This is a genomic window from Paenibacillus violae, assembly GCF_032461945.1.
Lineage (GTDB): Bacteria > Bacillota > Bacilli > Paenibacillales > NBRC-103111 > Paenibacillus_E > Paenibacillus_E violae.
Genome location: NZ_JAWCUD010000009.1, coordinates 77,590 through 94,338, shown reverse-complemented (window position 1 = coordinate 94,338; position 16,749 = coordinate 77,590). Strand labels below are relative to the sequence as shown.

Here is a 16,749-nt window from a genome sequence, read left to right as displayed (position 1 = left end):
GAGTTAAATAGTGTCTTGAATTAGTTTTCTTACCCCTCTATTGTCCAGAGCTGAATTACGTCATCTACTTAATTTGGTGAATCTTTCGTATCGTATGATTTTACGAAACATCCGCTTATCGGAAAGGGCATTAAAAATGTATTTATCTGGACGTGTATTGACCTCTATGATCCAAGGCTTCATTTCCTTATCAATGCCTATATCTATCCCATATGAACGAAATTTCGGAAAAATGCCACTCATATGTTTACTAATCCTAATGCCTAGCGCCTTAAGCGACTCCACATAGGAAACTTGCTCCTTTTTAGACATAAAAGGGGAAAGCAGCTTTTCCACTGGCATCGGCCTACCCCCGCTATGGTAATTGGTCACGACCTTATTAGGCATCGCTAATCGTCCCACGATTCCGGTTACCTCCCACTTACGCTGTCGGTTTCGCTGTACCATAATGCGCAGATCAAACGGAAGTCCGTGATAGTGGAGTAAGGGGATGCCCTTCTGCACCAAGTAGACTTTCTTCCTTTTGGCACGCTGAAATGCGCTATACGTTCCCTTAAAGGTTGAGAATGAACGGTGCCGCGTGCCATTCGCCAACCGATATCGGGTGTCCGTGCGAGACAACTTGAAAATACCATAGCCACCGGTGCCATTACTCGGCTTTAGATAAACGATTCGATATTTTTCCAACATCCCCTCCACGTTTGCTTCGGTTGCAAGGATTGTTGGTGGCAGACTAAGAGCTATTTCCTCATTTGTTAGTAAGGCTTTGTATTTGCCTAACTTGTTATTCCAGTAAACCATGCCTTCACCCCAAGCATCAGTATTCATACTCTTTAGTATTATGAAGAACAGTTAATGGTTGTTTGGACTCCACAACTATATACTTACAACCAAGGTTCCTTTAGTGCACATTTATGTCCACACAATGTCTGTTCTACAATGTTTAACTCTATCGATCAGGAACAACCCGATAAACGTTTTTCTTCTCTACATTTTGTAAAATACGGGTTGGCACACATGATATTTTCAACACATCCGTGATCCCTTTTGCATTTTTCGTCAAGGTTAACATCAAGATTGTTCCTCTCAGTCTAGCTGTATGCCGAGGAAGTTCGGTGGATACGAAATTTCCTAGAGAAGACGCCGCTACCCGATTTCTAGTAAGTCCGTCGATGTCCGTCACCTTAAACATTCTTATCGGATGCAGCACATGGGGATGCGCTCCCAGTACTACATTCACACCATGATGAAACAACACCTGAATGAGCTGGATTTGTTTGCGGTCGGGATAAGTTCGAAATTCTTTCCCGAAATGTAGGCAGGCGATGATAAAATCTGTTCGACTCTTCAAGCTGCGCACGTCCGCTATGATTTTTTTATGGTTAAGCCGGTTGACTAACCACGGCTTCGGGACTCGAATCCCGTTCGTTCCTTTCGTATAAGCCAATATTCCGATTCTAATTCCCTTTACGTTAACAATCAGTTTCCGGCGGGCTTCCCCGGCGGAGCGATACGTGCCCGTGTGTCGCAGACCGTGTCGATCGAGGACATTTAATGTTCGCCTCAAACCAGATAGCTTTCCGTCCATACAATGGTTATTGGCTGTGCCTACTACATCGAAGCCCACGTTCCGGAGCGTAGCAGCGAATTTGTCCGGAGAGTTGAATAACAGTTTTCCGGGCTCTTCGCGGAAATGTTTGCCGGAGAAGGTCGTCTCAAGATTACCTATCGTTAAATCAGATTTCCGCAGATAAGGCTTCACTTTTGAAAAAATAGGGGCGAATCCGCCTTCACGTGCGGCCGAGGCGATCATCTGCTTTTTCATCAACAAATCCCCGACTGCTGCGATTGTGATTTTCACATTCAGCCACTCCTTTCATGATTACACCTTATGCGATAGAATAGCGAAATGCTTGTAAGTTAGGCATCCCCGGTACGGTCAGAAGGAAAAGACCCATGTCTGGATCCGCGTGAGTTTTTACATTCTAACCCTCTCAAGGTTGACGCCTTTCATTACTAATCGAATACGGACTATTTTCGGTTTTGTGCTTTTCATTTCATTTTCAGAAAGATAGGGTATATTACAACTATTCATAATGAAGGTGGAGGAAGTAAGATGGGCGCTCAGCAAAATCAAGAAGTAAAACAGTCATGGATTCCTAAGAAAGAACGCTTGTGGGTATTTAGTGCGATGGGAGTAGCTACAATCTATGTGATATGGCAACTTTGGAGTCTATTTCACTTACCAGCATCAACGCTTCACAATCGTCGTTTTGAGCATACATTCAAAGATTATGGATCTAATGCCCGGATAGCCTTATTCGTAGTGTTAGCGAATTACGTTTTAGCACTTATAATAAAACATCGGATTTGGACGAAATTAGCTGCTATGAAAAAAGGGTTGGTTATGTTACTTCGCATTGCCAAAAAATTTCATGCTGCAATAGCCATTCTGGCGCTTGCACTCATTACACTCCATGCAGTTGCCGTTTTTATGTATGGTTTTAAATGGGATTTCAACAACATTAGCGGGCTTCTTGCACTAATCGTCCTATTACCGGTACCGATATCGGGTTTATTCCGCTACAGAAGACTCGATAAGAAATGGCATCTTAGATGTGGACTAGCCTTTGCTGTGTTATTTTTGATTCATGCATTTTTATAGCGATTAAACTGAGGAAGTTGGTGGTATGGCTATGCATATCTTACTGGTTGAGGATGATGTGAAGCTTGGCGAGCTGATTCAATATAAGCTTAAAAAGCAACTGTACCAGGTGGAATGGGCATTAGATGCGGAGTATGCATTGGATTTAATGGAAAGAGTGACCTTCGATATTTATATATTGGACTGGATGATTCCACACAAAACCGGTATTGAACTGTGCAAAGAAATCCGAATGAAGAAGAATCGGACGCCTATCCTTATGCTAACGGCACGAGATTCCGTTACTGACCGCGTTCAAGGATTAAATGCCGGTGCAGATGATTACTTGGTGAAGCCATTTGATTTTGAGGAATTGATTGCTCGCCTTCATGCCTTATATCGTAGAAAGGAAACGAACTGGGAAGCGGATACTAAAATATTTGGCGATACACTTGTCATTGACCATAGTACATTTGAAGTGAGTAGAAACGGGGTTTCGATTCCTCTTTCGCGCCGCGAATTTCAATTGTTGTCTTTTATGTCACAGCATCCAAAACAAATATTAAGTAGAGAGCAGTTAAGTGATCGAGTATGGGGCATAGATGCGGAAATTACACTGAATACAGTTGATGCCACCATTAAATTACTGCGTAAGAAGCTGGACGACCCCTTTTCAGATAAAATTATACAAAATGTACGTGGACTTGGTTACCGCTTGGTTGTAGAGGGGGGAGAATGATGTTCGAGCGAACAAGAAAGCAACTGACGATATTCTTCGGCAGTATCCTTGGCGTTGTTATCATCCTAATCACTGCTTTTTTTTATCTGCTTCTACAGAAAAGCCTTCAACACAATGAAATTCAGAAATTAGATGATCTCAAAAATAAAATGGCCCAGCAATGGGAGCATCGCATAGAGGAGCAAGCAAAAGGAATTCGACCAATGGACCGTAAGAATGTTGAGTGGATATTCTTACTTTCTGATGAATTAATTGTTTGGGTGAGTCCGGATCAGAAAACCCAGATTTCACCTAGTCATTACACAGCAATGTCCAATCAACTCTTAAATTGGTCACAACGATATGAAATGAAACGTGAGAATGGTGAACGGTTTTATATGGATGAAAGTGAAAAAAAGCAAACCTTTCTAGTCAGTTCTCAAATTTTAAATGATGCTGGCGGCGTATATTGGATGGCCATAGACATATCCTCAAATGAAGCGCTCCTACGTACAATCAGGCTAATCCTCATGCTTTCTACTGTTGTTTTATTATCCATTGCGATCTGGTTAGCTTATTTCTTTGCTGGCAAAGCAATGGTCCCTATTAAAAAATCCTATGCTCGCCAGGTTGAGTTCACAACGAACGCATCTCATGAGCTAAGGACACCACTGAGTGTTATTCATTCATCGGTAGAATTATTGGAGGAATGCAAGGATACATTACCCGAGTTCGAACAGCATATCCTGGATAGTTTGCAGGATGAGGTGAAAAGGATGATCCGACTTGTAGAGTCATTACTAACTTTAGCCCGCAGTGATTCGAAATCACTTCCGATAAAGATGGATAAGGTTAATTTAGTTCAAGTTTCTCATCATATGTATCAGGCGATACAGCCGCTGGCACTTGCGAAAGGAATTATTTTAAAGTTGGATGCCCCAGTAATTGAACATGAACTTACATTCATTCACGGGAACCTCGATCAAATAAAGCAATTAGTTTATATCTTACTTGATAATGCGATTAAGTATACACCACCTGGCGGACAAGTAACGATCACATTTCTCACTTCACAAGACGGTAGACCAACTTTACAAATAGCTGATACGGGAATTGGTATACCCAAGGAAGAGCTCGCACGCATATTCGAGCGTTTCTACCGAGTAGACAAAGCACGTTCACGAGAATTGGGTGGCGCTGGATTAGGTCTATCTATTGCCGCGGACATCCTGAACAGTCACAGTGCTTACATTCATGTAACGAGTGAAGAAGGGAAAGGAAGTCTATTCGAAATTGAATTCCAGCCTGAGCGGATTTCAGTTTAATTTCATTTACATAATGTATCATGTTTGAAGTAGATGAAAAGTAAAGCAGGATATCACAAGTACTTCTTGTATAACTTGGAGGAATGAATATGGCTAAAATGGATAAAAAATGGATTGCGCTTTGTACGACAGCCATTGGCGTCATGTATTGTGCTGGATATATAACGACAGAAACGCAAGCAGCTTTATCGCAACCACAGCAGCAAATTCAAACCAATACTCATACAGTTAAAAGCCAGATCAAAAGTCAATATAAGAGTGGCACCTTCGAGGGAAGTGGCAGTAATCGGCGTGGGTCCATTGGAGTAAAAGTGACCATTACAAATGATAAAATAACCGACGTCGAAATCAGTCACTTTGCCATGCATTATTCCGAAAAAGACGTTGTTGGATTGCCAGAAGAAGTAATACAAAAACAAAGCGCTCAAGTACAGAATGTTTCAGGCGCAACATATAGTACACAAGCATTTCAAGATGCTATTGAAAATGCACTGACACAAGCGCGGAATGCCTAATGGTTCGTATTTTAAAAAAAACTAAGTTGTTTATGGATACGGTCGTTGAAATAAAGGTCGTTAGCTCCCTTTCAGTGACTGAGGTCGAACCGGTGATCGAGCAAGCATTTGAAGCATTTCGGAATGTGGAACTGGCATGCAGCCGTTTCTCTCCGGATAGTGAATTAATGAAGGCTTCTCAACAGATTGGAACTCATGTTCAGATCAGCTCCTGGTTATTTCAACCATTGAAGTTTGCTTTGGAAATGGCGGAATGGACACAGGGGATATTTGACCCTACAATCGGAAAAACAATGGAGTATTATGGATTTAATCGGCATTATTTAACAGGGGAAATCAGCTCGAATCTAGCTTCAGATAAGGCTACTTATCGAGATATCGACTTACGAGAGCAAGATTGCTCGATGTATTTGCATAAACCAATGGTAATTGATTTAGGTGCGGTTGCGAAAGGATTTGCTATCGACATCGCCTCCCAGACGCTGGCTTGTTTTCAGGGCTTCGTTATAAATGCTGGTGGAGATCTTTATGCTGGTGGGGTAGATGAGATGGGCCAAGCTTGGCGAATTGGCATTCAGCATCCAGTACACAAGGATCATATCATAGAAACCATTGAAGTATCGAACGAAGCAGTATGTACATCTGGCGGCTACGAACGTAAAAGCAAAGTCAGTGCAGAGATCCATCATATTATTAACCCGAACAGCAAGCAATCGCCTCATGAGTTGATTAGCTGCAGTATTGTGGCACCTTATGCAATGATGGCAGATGTCTTCTCAACGGTCATATGTCTATATGGGCTGGATCAAGGCCAAAAATTGATGATTGAAATGGAATTGAAGGGAATATTGATTACATCTAAGTTACATGTGGAAAGAGTTGGAGGGATATAAATGTCTACTCATCCATGGCATAAAAAACCAAAGAGCTATGTTATTATCTGCTTGGTAGCCTTTCTAGTTATAGCTGAGGTATTATTATCAGATATAAAAGGAATTTATAATGTTATAATTGCTCTGGTAACAGCAGTAGGGATGGATGGAATCTGTTTTCTGTTTGGGAAAAGAAAAAAATGGCTAGCCGACGGTGCTGTTATAACAGGGTTCATTATCGGCTTAATTTTAAGCACAACAACTTCGTGGTATTTGGTAGCCATTACTGTAATCATGGCTATTTTATCTAAGCACCTTATTGTTTTTAAGAAAAAACCAGTATTTAACCCAGCTGCCTTCGGTCTGCTATTGTCTATTCTCTTTTTTCAAACTGGGCAGAGCTGGTGGGGAGCATTCGGGGATCTACCGGTGTGGACAATTGGATTTCTTTTAGTAGGCGGTTACGTAGTTACCAATCGTGTGAACAAATTCCCACAAGTGTTTGCATTTCTTAGTGCGTATTTTTTGTTATTGCTACTAATGGGGTTCATGCATGTTGGAGAAGCTGCCGATGCATTTCGACCGCCTTTTATAAACGCTTCAATGTTTTTTGCTCTATTTATGCTGACAGACCCACCGACCTCGCCAGTCTCCAATAAGGATCAAGTGATTTTTGGTGTGCTAAGCGCAATAGTAGGTGTTGTTATTTATGGTTTTTTTGGTGGCCTAATGTACTTATTTATCGGACTGCTTATTAGTAATGCCTATCAGGTGGTTAGATCGAGGAAAAAATAACGCTACTGAAAACCAAAAGAGCAAATCTTCGGTACAAATCTCTGTATTGTTTAATATAAAAAGCCAATATCGTCGGTCTTTAGACAAACAAATTGGCTTTTTATATACATAAGATCAATTATTTCCGATTCAATGTGAGCAAATAGTTGTATTTACTTGCATGTTTTTGCTCATCTAATATAATGCCATACAAGGTATCACGATAAATACCAGAAGGGAGACCAAACCATATTAACCGATATTTCTCAACTGCAGACCATTCACCTTGGATAGCTTGTTTTAATCCTTCAGTATAAGAATGTACTTTTGGGTATAGTTCATTGCTGACACCATAGATCTCCTGTCCAGTAAGATCTTTGTAAATACCGCGAAACATCTGATTGTGTCCTCGTTCATCATCACGTATGGAGGCAATAAGGGCTGACTGTTCAGACGTTGGTGCAAGCTTAATAAGTTCATCGTAGAACAACTCATCATTTCTTTCACCCTGTACGGATGATTTCACTAATTCTAAAGCTTGTTGTAAGTTTACATTCCATATTGGCTGAAATGTGGCACGATATTCATTTGGATATATCCAATACATTTTGATCCTCCAATGATTCTATAATGAGATCATTTTATGTACGAATATTTCTTATTGTTCTAAGTAAATGCTTAGAACTAAATAAAAATAGGAAAAACGATTGGTCAGGATCTGCTGCTCGGATGATCCACTTTGACCTGCAGCTTGCTGCTGTGGGTCTACTTTTTGTATTCAAAAGACTCCAATGGGTTTCAATCGGTGATCGGTATGCCCACGTACCGAAGGAAGAACTTAAGAAAGCTTTTGCGTGGTTGGAGAGTCAAAGGAGAGAAACCGGCGTTTAGATCGCCAAAGAAATCCCCAAACTGGTAACAGGAGGGGGTTTTTATGTTGTTTTCAGCCATCAAGCCAATGACCGTCAGTCCTGGAAGGGAGCCCTTTGACGATCACGACTTTATTTTTGAGCCGAAATGGGATGGCGTTCGAATCCTTATCCATAAGCAGGGAAGCCGCATTGAAGCCTACACGCGAAGCGGGAGAGCGGTCACACACAAATTCCCGGAGTTACAGGATGCGTTAGGAGCGATTAGGACGTCTTCTGCAATTTTGGATTGCGAGGGGATTGTACTGCGTGACGGTATACCTGCGTTCGATGACTTTATGTATCGGGACCGGATCAGTCAATCAGTGAAAATAGCCCGTGCTGTGCATACGCATCCGGTGACTTTTGTTGCGTTTGACCTTTTGTATACGGATAGAGAGCATTTAAATGAGCCTTTAGTAGATCGGAAAAAGCGTTTATCGGATTCTATTGATGCTACACCGGTACTGATGCCGACGTTGTTTGTGGAGACGCACGGGAAGGCGCTTTTCGAAATGATGAAAGAACGGCAGATGGAAGGGATCGTGGCCAAGCGGAAGGGCTCGACTTATGTGCCAGGCAACAGAAGCAGCGAGTGGCTTAAAATAAAAGTTGTGAAATCGATCCATGTGGAAATATTGGGGTATAAAATAGACCCTTTCGAGCTGGTCATCGGACTGAATTTCAGGACGGTGAAGCATAAACCGGTTGGTGTAGTGGCAACGGGTATTACGACCGCGGACAAGGAATTATTCCTTACGCTGGCTGGACCGCTATGCACGGTAAGAGAGGGAAACACGCAGTGGATGGAGCCGCGTTTATGCTGCCGCATTGATTATCTGGATCGAACGGATATGCATCAGTTGGAAATGACGACGTTTCGGGGATTTCTTTTAGATATGAGGGCTGAGGATTGCGTATGGCCGTATTGAGACTTGTTAACAATAACAGCGGCCTTTCCATGCAACATTTCAACTTGATAAAATGGATGATATGGCAGGAACAATTACAATTAGGAGGTTGGATCTACGTGATGTTTGAACATATGGTTTGTTTTAAATTTAAAGAGGCATTAGCAGCGCAGAAGGAACAGGAATTGATAGCGAAATTGTTGTCGTTCAAAGGTCAGATTCCCGGCATTGTTGAAATTACCGCAGGTGTGAATGAGACGGAAGAAACAGGGAATAGGCAGGGATACACACTGGGATTGCGGGTGACTTTCGAAGATCGCGAATCTTTACAGCAATATGGCCCCCATCCTCTTCATCAGGAATTTGTGCAGTCACTCAAAGGTATCATTGATAATGTGATTGTCATTGATTACCCGATTAAATAGCGTTGGCAGATTGATAGAAGGGACTGGCGATTTTTGCCGGTCCTTTTTTGCTTTTGGGGAAACTCGATTGCAGGTAAAGACCAGTTACCTTAAGGGAATGGAAGACCGCGAGTTTACCCTTATTTCCCATAATAGAAATGAAGTAGCACGTTAGAGAGTTGGGAAAAGTATTATCGCTGTAAAATATTTTTCAACTTAAGGAAGGTGTCTGCTAGTGCAACAATGGAAGGAAAGCGACAAGCAAAAAAAGAGAATCACTGGTTTTGCAGGAAAATATCTTGGTGTTGTGATACTGTCAGTCATGCTTCTCTTGTATGTGCCGAACCTGGCAGGGGCAGTTGGAAAACCTGCGCATGGTCCTGACGTATATGTCATTCAGGGAATGCTGAAGACACTTGGCAGCTATTCAGGTGAAATTAACGGATATTATGATGATGTGACAGTCAGGGGAGTTAAATATTTTCAGAAAAAACACGGACTTCCCGTGACTGGCGCGGTAGATAACCGAACCCTCGAATCAATCACATATGCTTATATAAGGGCTAAAGGAGCAGGTCAAGGCGGAGCCGGAGGCGGCCAAGGCGGTGGTCATGGTCATGGTCATGGTGAAGGTAAAGGCATTGGCGGAGGTGGCAAAGGTCAAGGCGGAACCGGAGGCGGACAAGGTGGCCAAGGCGGAGGTCAAGGTCAGGGTGAAGGTAAGGGCTTTGGCGGAGGCGGCAAAGGGCAAGGTGGAACCGAAGGCGGACAAGGTGGCCAAGGCGGAGGCCAAGGTCAGGGTGAAGGTAAGGGCTTTGGCGGAGGCGGCAAAGGGCAAGGTGGTGGCCAAGGAGCACCGACGCCAGAACCGAACGGCAACAGTTATAAAGCGCCGAATGGCAACGGAGGACAGACACCAATGCCTAATGGCAATGTAGCACCGACGCCAGCACCGAACGGCAATGGTTATAAAGCGCCGAATGGTAACGGAGGGCAGGCACCGATGCCAAATGGCAATGTAGCGCCGGCACCGAACGGCAATGGCTTTAAAGCACCGAATGGTAACGGGGGACAGGTACCAGCACCAAATGGTAATGGGAACGGCAACGGTAACGGAAATGGCAATGGCAATGGCAATGGAAACGGCAACGGCAACGGCAACGGCAACAATGGTAACGGTAGTCTGTCAAATGACGACGACTAATAGGGATATAGTAGAGTAACTATGCGGAAAAGCCTGTTTCATTCTTATAGGATGAAATGGGCTTTTTTAGTTGTTTATCCCTGAGTTGTTTGCCCATCCTCAAGTTTCGATTCCTGACGCTGCTTCCAAAATAAAACGGTCAGCATCCGCTCAACCCATTCTTTGTCTTCATCGGTTAAAAGAAAACCATCGAACATCAGCTCATTCTCGCGCAGAAACCTCCGTAAATTGACGGGGTTGCTCTGAAATTTCTCAGTGGAAGGTGATGATTCCAAGTACCCGGCGAGGTCCATAAGCTCAGAATACGACGTGTTGAGTCCTTCCGAAAGTTTCATCAACACATCCGGAGAGGGGATACCGCGGTTTCCGTTTTCCAACTGGGAGATGTATGCCGCAGAAACGCCAGAGCGGTCAGCTAACTCCCGCAAAGTAAACCCTTTTAATTTACGTAAATCTCGTAATTTATCATAGAAATACATGTGTTTTCACCCTCGCGATTCGAAAAGTAAACAGTAGTAAACATTTTAATAATATCATGTATACAAAAGTAAGTATACTGAGCGGTGGGCTGAAAGATGGCCGGAAGTTTGTTATTTCGAGTAAACGTTTTTGATTGCAATAGTTAAATATTGTGATATAATAGAAACTAGGGGAACAAAATGAGAACGGGAGGGGAGCAGAAACTACTGACAGATGATCTGGGAAAATAAAGATCGTTACTGGAAAATAAAGTTTGTTAGTCGTTGTTAACTTTTGTAAACAAGTGGTTTTGGGCGAAATTAATGAAGAAGTGTGTGCAACTTATCAAAATTTATTTCAGATAATTCAGTCTCCTGAAGGTTACGGTCCTAATAAGAACATTTTATTAGATAAGTTTTAAATGACATATCATAAGTTTTTTTAATAAGCGTTCAAGTTAATAGTTGAAGGAGAGCAGGGATATGAGGATAAAGGCTAAAACCGACTCGTTTATGCGGGCTAGAATTATTAAAGGATACTCCCAGAGGGAGTTGGCAAAACACTCGGGGTTAAGTCATTCCTATATCAGTCTACTGGAAAGATCACTAAAGTCAGTGGGACCTGCAACAGCAAAGAAGTTAAGTGATTTATTGGGAAAGGATTTGGAGGATGTGTTTCGGATTGATTAGTGATTAAGAAAATAAAGGGTTTATGAAAGGGGAAAATAATGCACGAAATCAATTTTTTTTTTTTCGATTTTTCCAGAGGAAGACTACTGAAGTGTAGTTGCTAGATATAACAAGTATTCATCACACTCTACTCTAAATAAAACGAATAAAGAACTTTTTAATAAAAACTCTGCAAGAATTGGGTTAGTTCCAAATAATTTAAATGGGTTAATTAGTAAAGCAAGGGATAGTTACAAAGAGAAAAAGAAACGATGTCTTATAATAATACTTTATTACCACTCATTATTTCGTTTTTAATTCGCAACTTGAGAAATTAAAAAAATATATGTTTAGTGGGTATGCAATAAATCTATGCAATAAATCCAGTTGCTACCTTATTAAGAAAATTCATTTCAAATGATATTAGGTGCTGCCCAAAATGTATCTCAGAAGATTACAAAAATATTGGTGAGGCTTAAATCCACAGATTACAGCAGCTAAATTTAATAAATATTTGTTACATACATTTTGTTCCGCTTGTGTTGTCTATGGACTTCACTAACGGAACGGAAGAGAATCTTTTCTCAATAGAATATTAATTTTGAGAAGAATCTAAGGAAAATATGTATGATTATTTACGGAAATCCCTTTTGGAATTGGTCCTTGGAAATGCATGGGAGTGCTTTTGAGAGCGATTAGCTGTATTCTTTGCATACTAACACTCTTATTTGGGATAATTCTGAATATACTGGGCTACTCGAACAAAAAAGTAAGTGGGATTGCGTTATATTATATGAATCTTTAACGTGGGAGCAACTCAAATGAACATTTGTATGAAAAAAGTCTTAAAAACGGTAGCCAGTTCATATGCCATAAACTGACTAGAAGATTAGTCTGCCTTTATGAAGAGACTTCATATTTTTATTGGAGTTAGAAATGATAGGGAGCATTTTCAAGCTACTAATCATGGGAGAAAGGCAGAGGTGGCAAGTGGGGACGTACTCAAACGAAAAATTGTCCCGAATCCACCCATTACAATCTTCTTTATCGCATGCCCAGACTTTCGTGTTTTCATGAATGAGCACCTCTAACGATTTTCTTCGAAAATACATAGTTTTCTCTCCTCCTTAGATAAAAAAACTGCCCTTAACACTTGTTAAGGACAGTTCACTGTGAATTACAGTTTTACAACGTTTTCGGCTTGAGGACCGCGGTTGCCTTGAGCTACATTAAATTCAACGCGTTGTCCTTCGTCCAACGACTTGAATCCATCCCCTTGAATTGCGGAGAAATGAACGAATACGTCATTTCCGCCCTCCATTTCAATAAATCCAAAGCCTTTCTCTGCGTTAAACCATTTCACTGTTCCTGTTTCCATAATAAAATTACCTCCAAATTGTTATTAACATGCTTTTTTAAACAAAAAAATCACACATTGAAAAAGGTACCATTACATTACACAAATGATCACTTTTTCAATATGTGAGTTTATGTCAAAAATGTTTACTAGTTAATGATAACACACAAAAGTGTGATAAGCAAATTTGTATTGTTCTCCCTTTCCTATATGACATATGTCATACCATCTACATGATGTTTATGACTGCAACGAATTGAAAGCGATATCTATAATGAAGATAGGACAATACAACTGGTATTCGCTTTCATGTCCTGCGCACCATACCGAGGAGGAACAATACGATGACACAATCAACGCTAACTAACTTAAAAAAACAGGTTGCCCCTTATGAAATAACAAATACGAGGGCTAGTATCAAACAGCTAATTAACACCTTAGGACCATTAATCCTTCTATGGGCAGTTGCTTATCTTAGCCTTTCTATATCCTATTGGATCACACTACCGATTACGATTATCGCATCCGGTTTCGTTATACGAACTTTTATCATTTTCCATGATTGTTGTCATCAATCGTTCTTCAAAAGCCGGAGAGCTAACGAAATAATCGGCACGATTACGGGTATTCTTACACTTTTTCCCTATCAGCAATGGAAGAATAGTCATTCTATCCATCATGCATCGAGTGGTAATCTCGAGAAACGTGGAATAGGTGATATGTGGGTACTTACCGTCGATGAATATGCGGCATCTTCCTTATGGGTCCGAATTGCGTATCGGTTATATCGGAATCCATTTATTATGTTCGGACTTGGTCCTGTCTTTTTGTTCCTATTTACGAACCGCTTTAATACAAAAGGTGCAAGACGCAAGGAAAGAATCAGTACTTATATGACGAATGTCTTCATCCTTGCTTTATATGGGGGACTGATCTTGTTAATTGGTTGGCAGTCGTTTGTTCTAATCCAAGCTCCAATCATGTTCATAGCGGGTTTGATGGGAATCTGGTTATTTTACGTGCAACATCAGTTTGAAGACTCATACTTCGAGAATGAGGATGAGTGGAGTTATGTGAAAGCCGCGATAGATGGAAGCTCCTACTATAAGCTGCCGAAGCTTTTGCAATGGATTACTGGAAATATTGGATTTCATCATGTCCATCATTTGAGTCCGAAAGTGCCAAATTATAATCTGGAAAAGGCGCATAATGCAACGCCTCCGCTTCATAAAGCAACGACCATTACAATTGGAACTAGTTTGAAGGCGTTAAATTTCCGTCTTTGGGATGAGCGTAATAAAATGTTTGTCGGTTATAAAAATAGTAAACAGGTGCACCTTAAGGAAGATGAGCATGATACTTTTGCTAACTCAATAAAAGTAAAAGTGCGTAAATCAAGCTTGCAAGGGTAGTAAATACATCGTTTCATGTTTATGCTAAAATATAATTAAATCTATGTTGAAGAAAAAGAGGCTAAACGGACTATGCAAAAGTGGTATCAAATTTTTCACAAAAACACCGGTCTTAGTCCGTATGTGTGGGTTGTCTTCTATATCCTCCCTTTTTATTTCATATTTCGTTCTTCGACCCTCTATCACATTGTATTAGGCACAATCATGATTATGGTTTTCTTTAGTTGTTATGTGCTGTCCTTCGTATCGAAAGGATGGATTGTGTACTTTTGGACTAGTATACAAATTATTATTTCGATTATCATGGCAATCGTATTCAGTTATGTGTATTTCTCTCTGTTTTTAGCATTTTTTATTGGCACCATGAAAAGTAAGGCAGGATTTATCACATTGTACTGCATTCATCTAGTAACGACGATTGTTACGATTAACTATGGATTGGTATCACAAAATCCTGTGTATTTTGACCAATTGCCTTTTATCATTATTAGTGTCATTGCTGTTATTCTCATTCCAGTCACTACGTTCAATCGAAACAGGAGTGAGCAACTCCAAGGACAACTAGAGGATGCAAATAAGCGGATTTCCGAATTGGTAAAACTAGAAGAGCGTCAGAGAATTGCCCGCGACTTACACGATACACTTGGTCAGAAGCTATCATTAATTGGTCTGAAGAGTGATTTGGCTGGGAAATTAATTAGCAATAATCCAACCCAAGCACAAATCGAAATCAATGATGTTCGTCAGACGGCTAGAATTGCATTAAAGGAAGTTCGGGAAATCGTAACGCAAATGCGCGGCACTAGACTAGTGGAAGAGATATTTCGAATAAAACAGATTTTGAAGGCTGCCGAGATTGAGCTTATTTTGGAGGGAGATCCGAAGTTAACTAACACTTCCTTGATTAATGAAAATGTGCTGAGTATGTGTTTGAAGGAATCGGTTACGAATATTATCAAACATAGCAGCGCTACTAAGTGTTCAATCTCCATTGAGCCATCACCAAGCGATCTTGTTATCAAGGTTGGGGACAATGGGATTGGCATGACGAAAGAATGTCTTGTGTTACTTGGAAATGGATTACGAGGCATGAAAGAGCGACTTGAGTTTGTAAACGGTTATATGGAAATTGTCTCAGATCATGGAACAACGATTGTTATTAAAGTGCCGAATGCCATCATACCACCAGAAAGGGAGGTGCGGATATGATCCGAATTGTGATTGCCGAGGACCAACGGATGCTGTTAGGGGCACTTGCATCCTTACTTGATTTGGAAGAGGATATGCAAGTCGTTGGTAAAGCAAGCAATGGCGAGGATGCTGTAAAACTTGTTAAACTGCATAAGCCAGATATTTGTATCATGGATATCGAAATGCCAATAATGAACGGTCTAGACGCGGCTGCGGAGCTAAAGGGATTGGGTTGTAAAGTCATTATATTGACCACGTTTGCCCGCTTTGGGTATTTTGAAAGGGCCGTGAAGGCGGGTGCCAACGGTTATTTGTTGAAAGATAGCCCAAGCGAGGAATTGGCTACCTCGATTCGGAGTGTGATGGCTGGCAGGAGAATCTATGCCTCAGAGTTAGTAGATGAGACCTATAAGGAAGAAAATCCTTTGACGGAGAGGGAAAAAGAAGTGCTGACCCTGATCGCCGACGGTAAAAATACGAAGGAAATTGCTAGTCATATGTACATTACAAGCGGAACCGTTCGCAACTACATTTCCGTTATTCTTGATAAGCTCAATGTCACTAATCGAATTGAGGCTATTATGCGTTTCAAAGAGAAGGGATGGTTTAATGACAAGCCCAAAAAAGGTGAATAGGTACCCTAGGCTGGCACTTGAAAAAAGGTGTTCAGGTATGTGGGTACCTTTTTGTAATTTAGACTCGCGGCCCGTTGCTGAGGGTCTCTTTTTTTATTCGCCTAATGGGTAGTACTGCTGGGCGCTATCATTGACTGTATGATGAATTTATCATTCTTATATTGCATTATTGAAACTCAAAAAATATTACGAAAGCTGAGTAGTTAAAAGATAACGAAATAGAAGACCAGGTCGCTGTAATCATCGATCTGGTTTTTTTATGTCTCGGTCCAATGACTATTTACATGTTGACAGCTTCAAAGAATCGTATTATATTTCATATTGTTAGAATAAATAATTATAGGATATATAATTCTAACTAAAATTAATACGGAGGAGTGGGTGTAAGATGCATATTTTATCTATTATTCTACAGAGCGTTTTGGGTATCGGGTTTGTGTTATTTGGCCTCATGAAATTTGGCAAGCAGATGGTTGAAGAATTTAAGCGATACAGGCTGTCATCAGCGACAAGGATTTTTACAGGCTTAGTCGAAATCATTTCCGCCGTTATTATTATTATTGGCATTTGGGTTGATCCATATGCTCTGGTAGGAGGAATATTGATTGCAGTAACGATGGTTGTTGCAGTCCTTGTCCATTTAGTTCGTGTTAAAGATCCAGCGGCAAAAGCAATGATGCCTTTCATCCTGTTGATACTGGCCTTAGCTGTCATCAGCTTGAACTGGAATACTCTATAAAAAGGTGGTAGTT

Annotated in this window: 20 protein-coding genes; 14 read left to right on the top strand and 6 right to left on the bottom strand. The window is 41.0% G+C overall.

What is annotated here, in order from left to right:
• Positions 1–60: 60 nt before the first annotated feature.
• Together RQP52_RS23565 and RQP52_RS23560 are read right to left on the bottom strand one after the other, a co-directional pair.
• Positions 61–828 (bottom strand): YheC/YheD family protein, encoded by a 768-nt coding sequence (locus RQP52_RS23565; RefSeq protein WP_315954120.1) that lies wholly within the window; start codon positions 826–828, stop codon positions 61–63.
• 121 nt (positions 829–949) lie between these two features.
• On the bottom strand, positions 950–1,861 hold the full coding sequence (locus RQP52_RS23560; RefSeq protein ID WP_315954119.1) for a CapA family protein: 912 nt from the start codon (positions 1,859–1,861) through the stop codon (positions 950–952).
• Between the two features lie 255 nt (positions 1,862–2,116).
• Here RQP52_RS23560 and RQP52_RS23555 point away from each other — a divergent pair, with 255 nt between their 5' ends.
• The 6 genes from RQP52_RS23555 (at position 2,117) to RQP52_RS23530 (ending at position 6,869) form a co-directional block, all read left to right on the top strand.
• Complete coding sequence (locus RQP52_RS23555; protein WP_315954118.1) at positions 2,117–2,665, top strand: hypothetical protein; 549 nt, start codon at positions 2,117–2,119, stop codon at positions 2,663–2,665.
• Between the two features lie 25 nt (positions 2,666–2,690).
• Entirely contained in the window at positions 2,691–3,383 is a 693-nt protein-coding gene (locus RQP52_RS23550) for a response regulator transcription factor (protein ID WP_315954117.1), read from the top strand.
• On the top strand, positions 3,383–4,687 hold the full coding sequence (locus RQP52_RS23545; protein ID WP_315954116.1) for a sensor histidine kinase: 1,305 nt from the start codon (positions 3,383–3,385) through the stop codon (positions 4,685–4,687). The genes RQP52_RS23550 and RQP52_RS23545 overlap by 1 nt, the downstream gene beginning before the upstream one ends.
• An 89-nt stretch (positions 4,688–4,776) precedes the next feature.
• A complete protein-coding gene (locus RQP52_RS23540) occupies positions 4,777–5,202 on the top strand; it encodes an FMN-binding protein (protein ID WP_315954115.1) in 426 nt (141 codons plus the stop codon).
• Positions 5,202–6,095, top strand: a complete 894-nt coding sequence (locus RQP52_RS23535) for an FAD:protein FMN transferase (RefSeq protein ID WP_315954114.1) — start codon at positions 5,202–5,204, stop codon at positions 6,093–6,095. The genes RQP52_RS23540 and RQP52_RS23535 overlap by 1 nt, the downstream gene beginning before the upstream one ends.
• A complete protein-coding gene (locus tag RQP52_RS23530) occupies positions 6,096–6,869 on the top strand; it encodes an RnfABCDGE type electron transport complex subunit D (RefSeq protein WP_315954113.1) in 774 nt (257 codons plus the stop codon).
• Between the two features lie 118 nt (positions 6,870–6,987).
• Here the strand turns inward: RQP52_RS23530 and RQP52_RS23525 are convergent, their stop codons facing one another.
• On the bottom strand, positions 6,988–7,455 hold the full coding sequence (locus RQP52_RS23525) for a ferritin-like domain-containing protein (RefSeq protein ID WP_315954112.1): 468 nt from the start codon (positions 7,453–7,455) through the stop codon (positions 6,988–6,990).
• Between the two features lie 327 nt (positions 7,456–7,782).
• Here RQP52_RS23525 and RQP52_RS23520 point away from each other — a divergent pair, with 327 nt between their 5' ends.
• The 3 genes from RQP52_RS23520 (at position 7,783) to RQP52_RS23510 (ending at position 10,275) form a co-directional block, all read left to right on the top strand.
• Positions 7,783–8,688, top strand: coding sequence for an ATP-dependent DNA ligase (locus tag RQP52_RS23520; protein ID WP_315954111.1), 906 nt, complete (start codon positions 7,783–7,785; stop codon positions 8,686–8,688).
• Between the two features lie 101 nt (positions 8,689–8,789).
• Positions 8,790–9,092 (top strand): Dabb family protein, encoded by a 303-nt coding sequence (locus tag RQP52_RS23515; protein WP_315954317.1) that lies wholly within the window; start codon positions 8,790–8,792, stop codon positions 9,090–9,092.
• A gap of 214 nt (positions 9,093–9,306) precedes the next feature.
• Entirely contained in the window at positions 9,307–10,275 is a 969-nt protein-coding gene (locus RQP52_RS23510; RefSeq protein WP_315954110.1) for a peptidoglycan-binding domain-containing protein, read from the top strand.
• 74 nt (positions 10,276–10,349) lie between these two features.
• On the opposite strand, the gene RQP52_RS23505 is transcribed toward RQP52_RS23510, so the two are convergent.
• A complete protein-coding gene (locus tag RQP52_RS23505; protein WP_315954109.1) occupies positions 10,350–10,754 on the bottom strand; it encodes a helix-turn-helix transcriptional regulator in 405 nt (134 codons plus the stop codon).
• A 462-nt stretch (positions 10,755–11,216) separates the two neighbouring features.
• On the opposite strand from RQP52_RS23505, the gene RQP52_RS23500 reads away from it, so the two are divergent.
• On the top strand, positions 11,217–11,423 hold the full coding sequence (locus tag RQP52_RS23500) for a helix-turn-helix domain-containing protein (RefSeq protein WP_315954108.1): 207 nt from the start codon (positions 11,217–11,219) through the stop codon (positions 11,421–11,423).
• An 860-nt stretch (positions 11,424–12,283) separates the two neighbouring features.
• On the opposite strand, the gene RQP52_RS23495 is transcribed toward RQP52_RS23500, so the two are convergent.
• Together RQP52_RS23495 and RQP52_RS23490 are read right to left on the bottom strand one after the other, a co-directional pair.
• Positions 12,284–12,514 (bottom strand): cold-shock protein, encoded by a 231-nt coding sequence (locus RQP52_RS23495; protein ID WP_315954107.1) that lies wholly within the window; start codon positions 12,512–12,514, stop codon positions 12,284–12,286.
• Between the two features lie 65 nt (positions 12,515–12,579).
• Positions 12,580–12,780 (bottom strand): cold-shock protein, encoded by a 201-nt coding sequence (locus RQP52_RS23490; protein ID WP_056625586.1) that lies wholly within the window; start codon positions 12,778–12,780, stop codon positions 12,580–12,582.
• 323 nt (positions 12,781–13,103) lie between these two features.
• On the opposite strand from RQP52_RS23490, the gene RQP52_RS23485 reads away from it, so the two are divergent.
• The 4 genes from RQP52_RS23485 (at position 13,104) to RQP52_RS23470 (ending at position 16,736) form a co-directional block, all read left to right on the top strand.
• The gene (locus RQP52_RS23485; RefSeq protein ID WP_315954106.1) at positions 13,104–14,171 is read left to right on the top strand and encodes a fatty acid desaturase; all 1,068 of its coding nucleotides are present in this window, start codon (positions 13,104–13,106) and stop codon (positions 14,169–14,171) included.
• A gap of 72 nt (positions 14,172–14,243) precedes the next feature.
• Positions 14,244–15,380, top strand: a complete 1,137-nt coding sequence (locus tag RQP52_RS23480) for a sensor histidine kinase (protein WP_315954105.1) — start codon at positions 14,244–14,246, stop codon at positions 15,378–15,380.
• The gene (locus RQP52_RS23475; RefSeq protein ID WP_315954104.1) at positions 15,377–15,997 is read left to right on the top strand and encodes a response regulator transcription factor; all 621 of its coding nucleotides are present in this window, start codon (positions 15,377–15,379) and stop codon (positions 15,995–15,997) included. Before RQP52_RS23480 ends, RQP52_RS23475 begins: the two co-directional genes overlap by 4 nt.
• Before the next feature lie 388 nt (positions 15,998–16,385).
• Positions 16,386–16,736 carry a DoxX family protein gene (locus RQP52_RS23470; protein ID WP_315954103.1) on the top strand — a complete coding sequence of 117 codons (351 nt, stop codon included), beginning with the start codon at positions 16,386–16,388 and terminating at the stop codon, positions 16,734–16,736.
• Positions 16,737–16,749 lie beyond the last annotated feature (13 nt).

Excerpts from the sequence above, each read along its gene's own strand:
- RQP52_RS23565 (WP_315954120.1), bottom strand. The coding sequence starts at position 828 with ATGAATACTGATGCTTGGGGTGAAGGCATGGTTTACTGGAATAACAAG.
- RQP52_RS23555 (WP_315954118.1), top strand. The coding sequence starts at position 2,117 with ATGGGCGCTCAGCAAAATCAAGAAGTAAAACAGTCATGGATTCCTAAG.
- RQP52_RS23550 (WP_315954117.1), top strand. The coding sequence starts at position 2,691 with ATGGCTATGCATATCTTACTGGTTGAGGATGATGTGAAGCTTGGCGAG.
- RQP52_RS23545 (WP_315954116.1), top strand. The coding sequence starts at position 3,383 with ATGTTCGAGCGAACAAGAAAGCAACTGACGATATTCTTCGGCAGTATC.
- RQP52_RS23540 (WP_315954115.1), top strand. The coding sequence starts at position 4,777 with ATGGCTAAAATGGATAAAAAATGGATTGCGCTTTGTACGACAGCCATT.
- RQP52_RS23535 (WP_315954114.1), top strand. The coding sequence starts at position 5,202 with ATGGTTCGTATTTTAAAAAAAACTAAGTTGTTTATGGATACGGTCGTT.
- RQP52_RS23530 (WP_315954113.1), top strand. The coding sequence starts at position 6,096 with ATGTCTACTCATCCATGGCATAAAAAACCAAAGAGCTATGTTATTATC.
- RQP52_RS23525 (WP_315954112.1), bottom strand. The coding sequence starts at position 7,455 with ATGTATTGGATATATCCAAATGAATATCGTGCCACATTTCAGCCAATA.
- RQP52_RS23520 (WP_315954111.1), top strand. The coding sequence starts at position 7,783 with ATGTTGTTTTCAGCCATCAAGCCAATGACCGTCAGTCCTGGAAGGGAG.
- RQP52_RS23515 (WP_315954317.1), top strand. The coding sequence starts at position 8,790 with ATGTTTGAACATATGGTTTGTTTTAAATTTAAAGAGGCATTAGCAGCG.
- RQP52_RS23505 (WP_315954109.1), bottom strand. The coding sequence starts at position 10,754 with ATGTATTTCTATGATAAATTACGAGATTTACGTAAATTAAAAGGGTTT.
- RQP52_RS23500 (WP_315954108.1), top strand. The coding sequence starts at position 11,217 with ATGAGGATAAAGGCTAAAACCGACTCGTTTATGCGGGCTAGAATTATT.
- RQP52_RS23495 (WP_315954107.1), bottom strand. The coding sequence starts at position 12,514 with ATGTATTTTCGAAGAAAATCGTTAGAGGTGCTCATTCATGAAAACACG.
- RQP52_RS23490 (WP_056625586.1), bottom strand. The coding sequence starts at position 12,780 with ATGGAAACAGGAACAGTGAAATGGTTTAACGCAGAGAAAGGCTTTGGA.
- RQP52_RS23485 (WP_315954106.1), top strand. The coding sequence starts at position 13,104 with ATGACACAATCAACGCTAACTAACTTAAAAAAACAGGTTGCCCCTTAT.
- RQP52_RS23480 (WP_315954105.1), top strand. The coding sequence starts at position 14,244 with ATGCAAAAGTGGTATCAAATTTTTCACAAAAACACCGGTCTTAGTCCG.
- RQP52_RS23475 (WP_315954104.1), top strand. The coding sequence starts at position 15,377 with ATGATCCGAATTGTGATTGCCGAGGACCAACGGATGCTGTTAGGGGCA.
- RQP52_RS23470 (WP_315954103.1), top strand. The coding sequence starts at position 16,386 with ATGCATATTTTATCTATTATTCTACAGAGCGTTTTGGGTATCGGGTTT.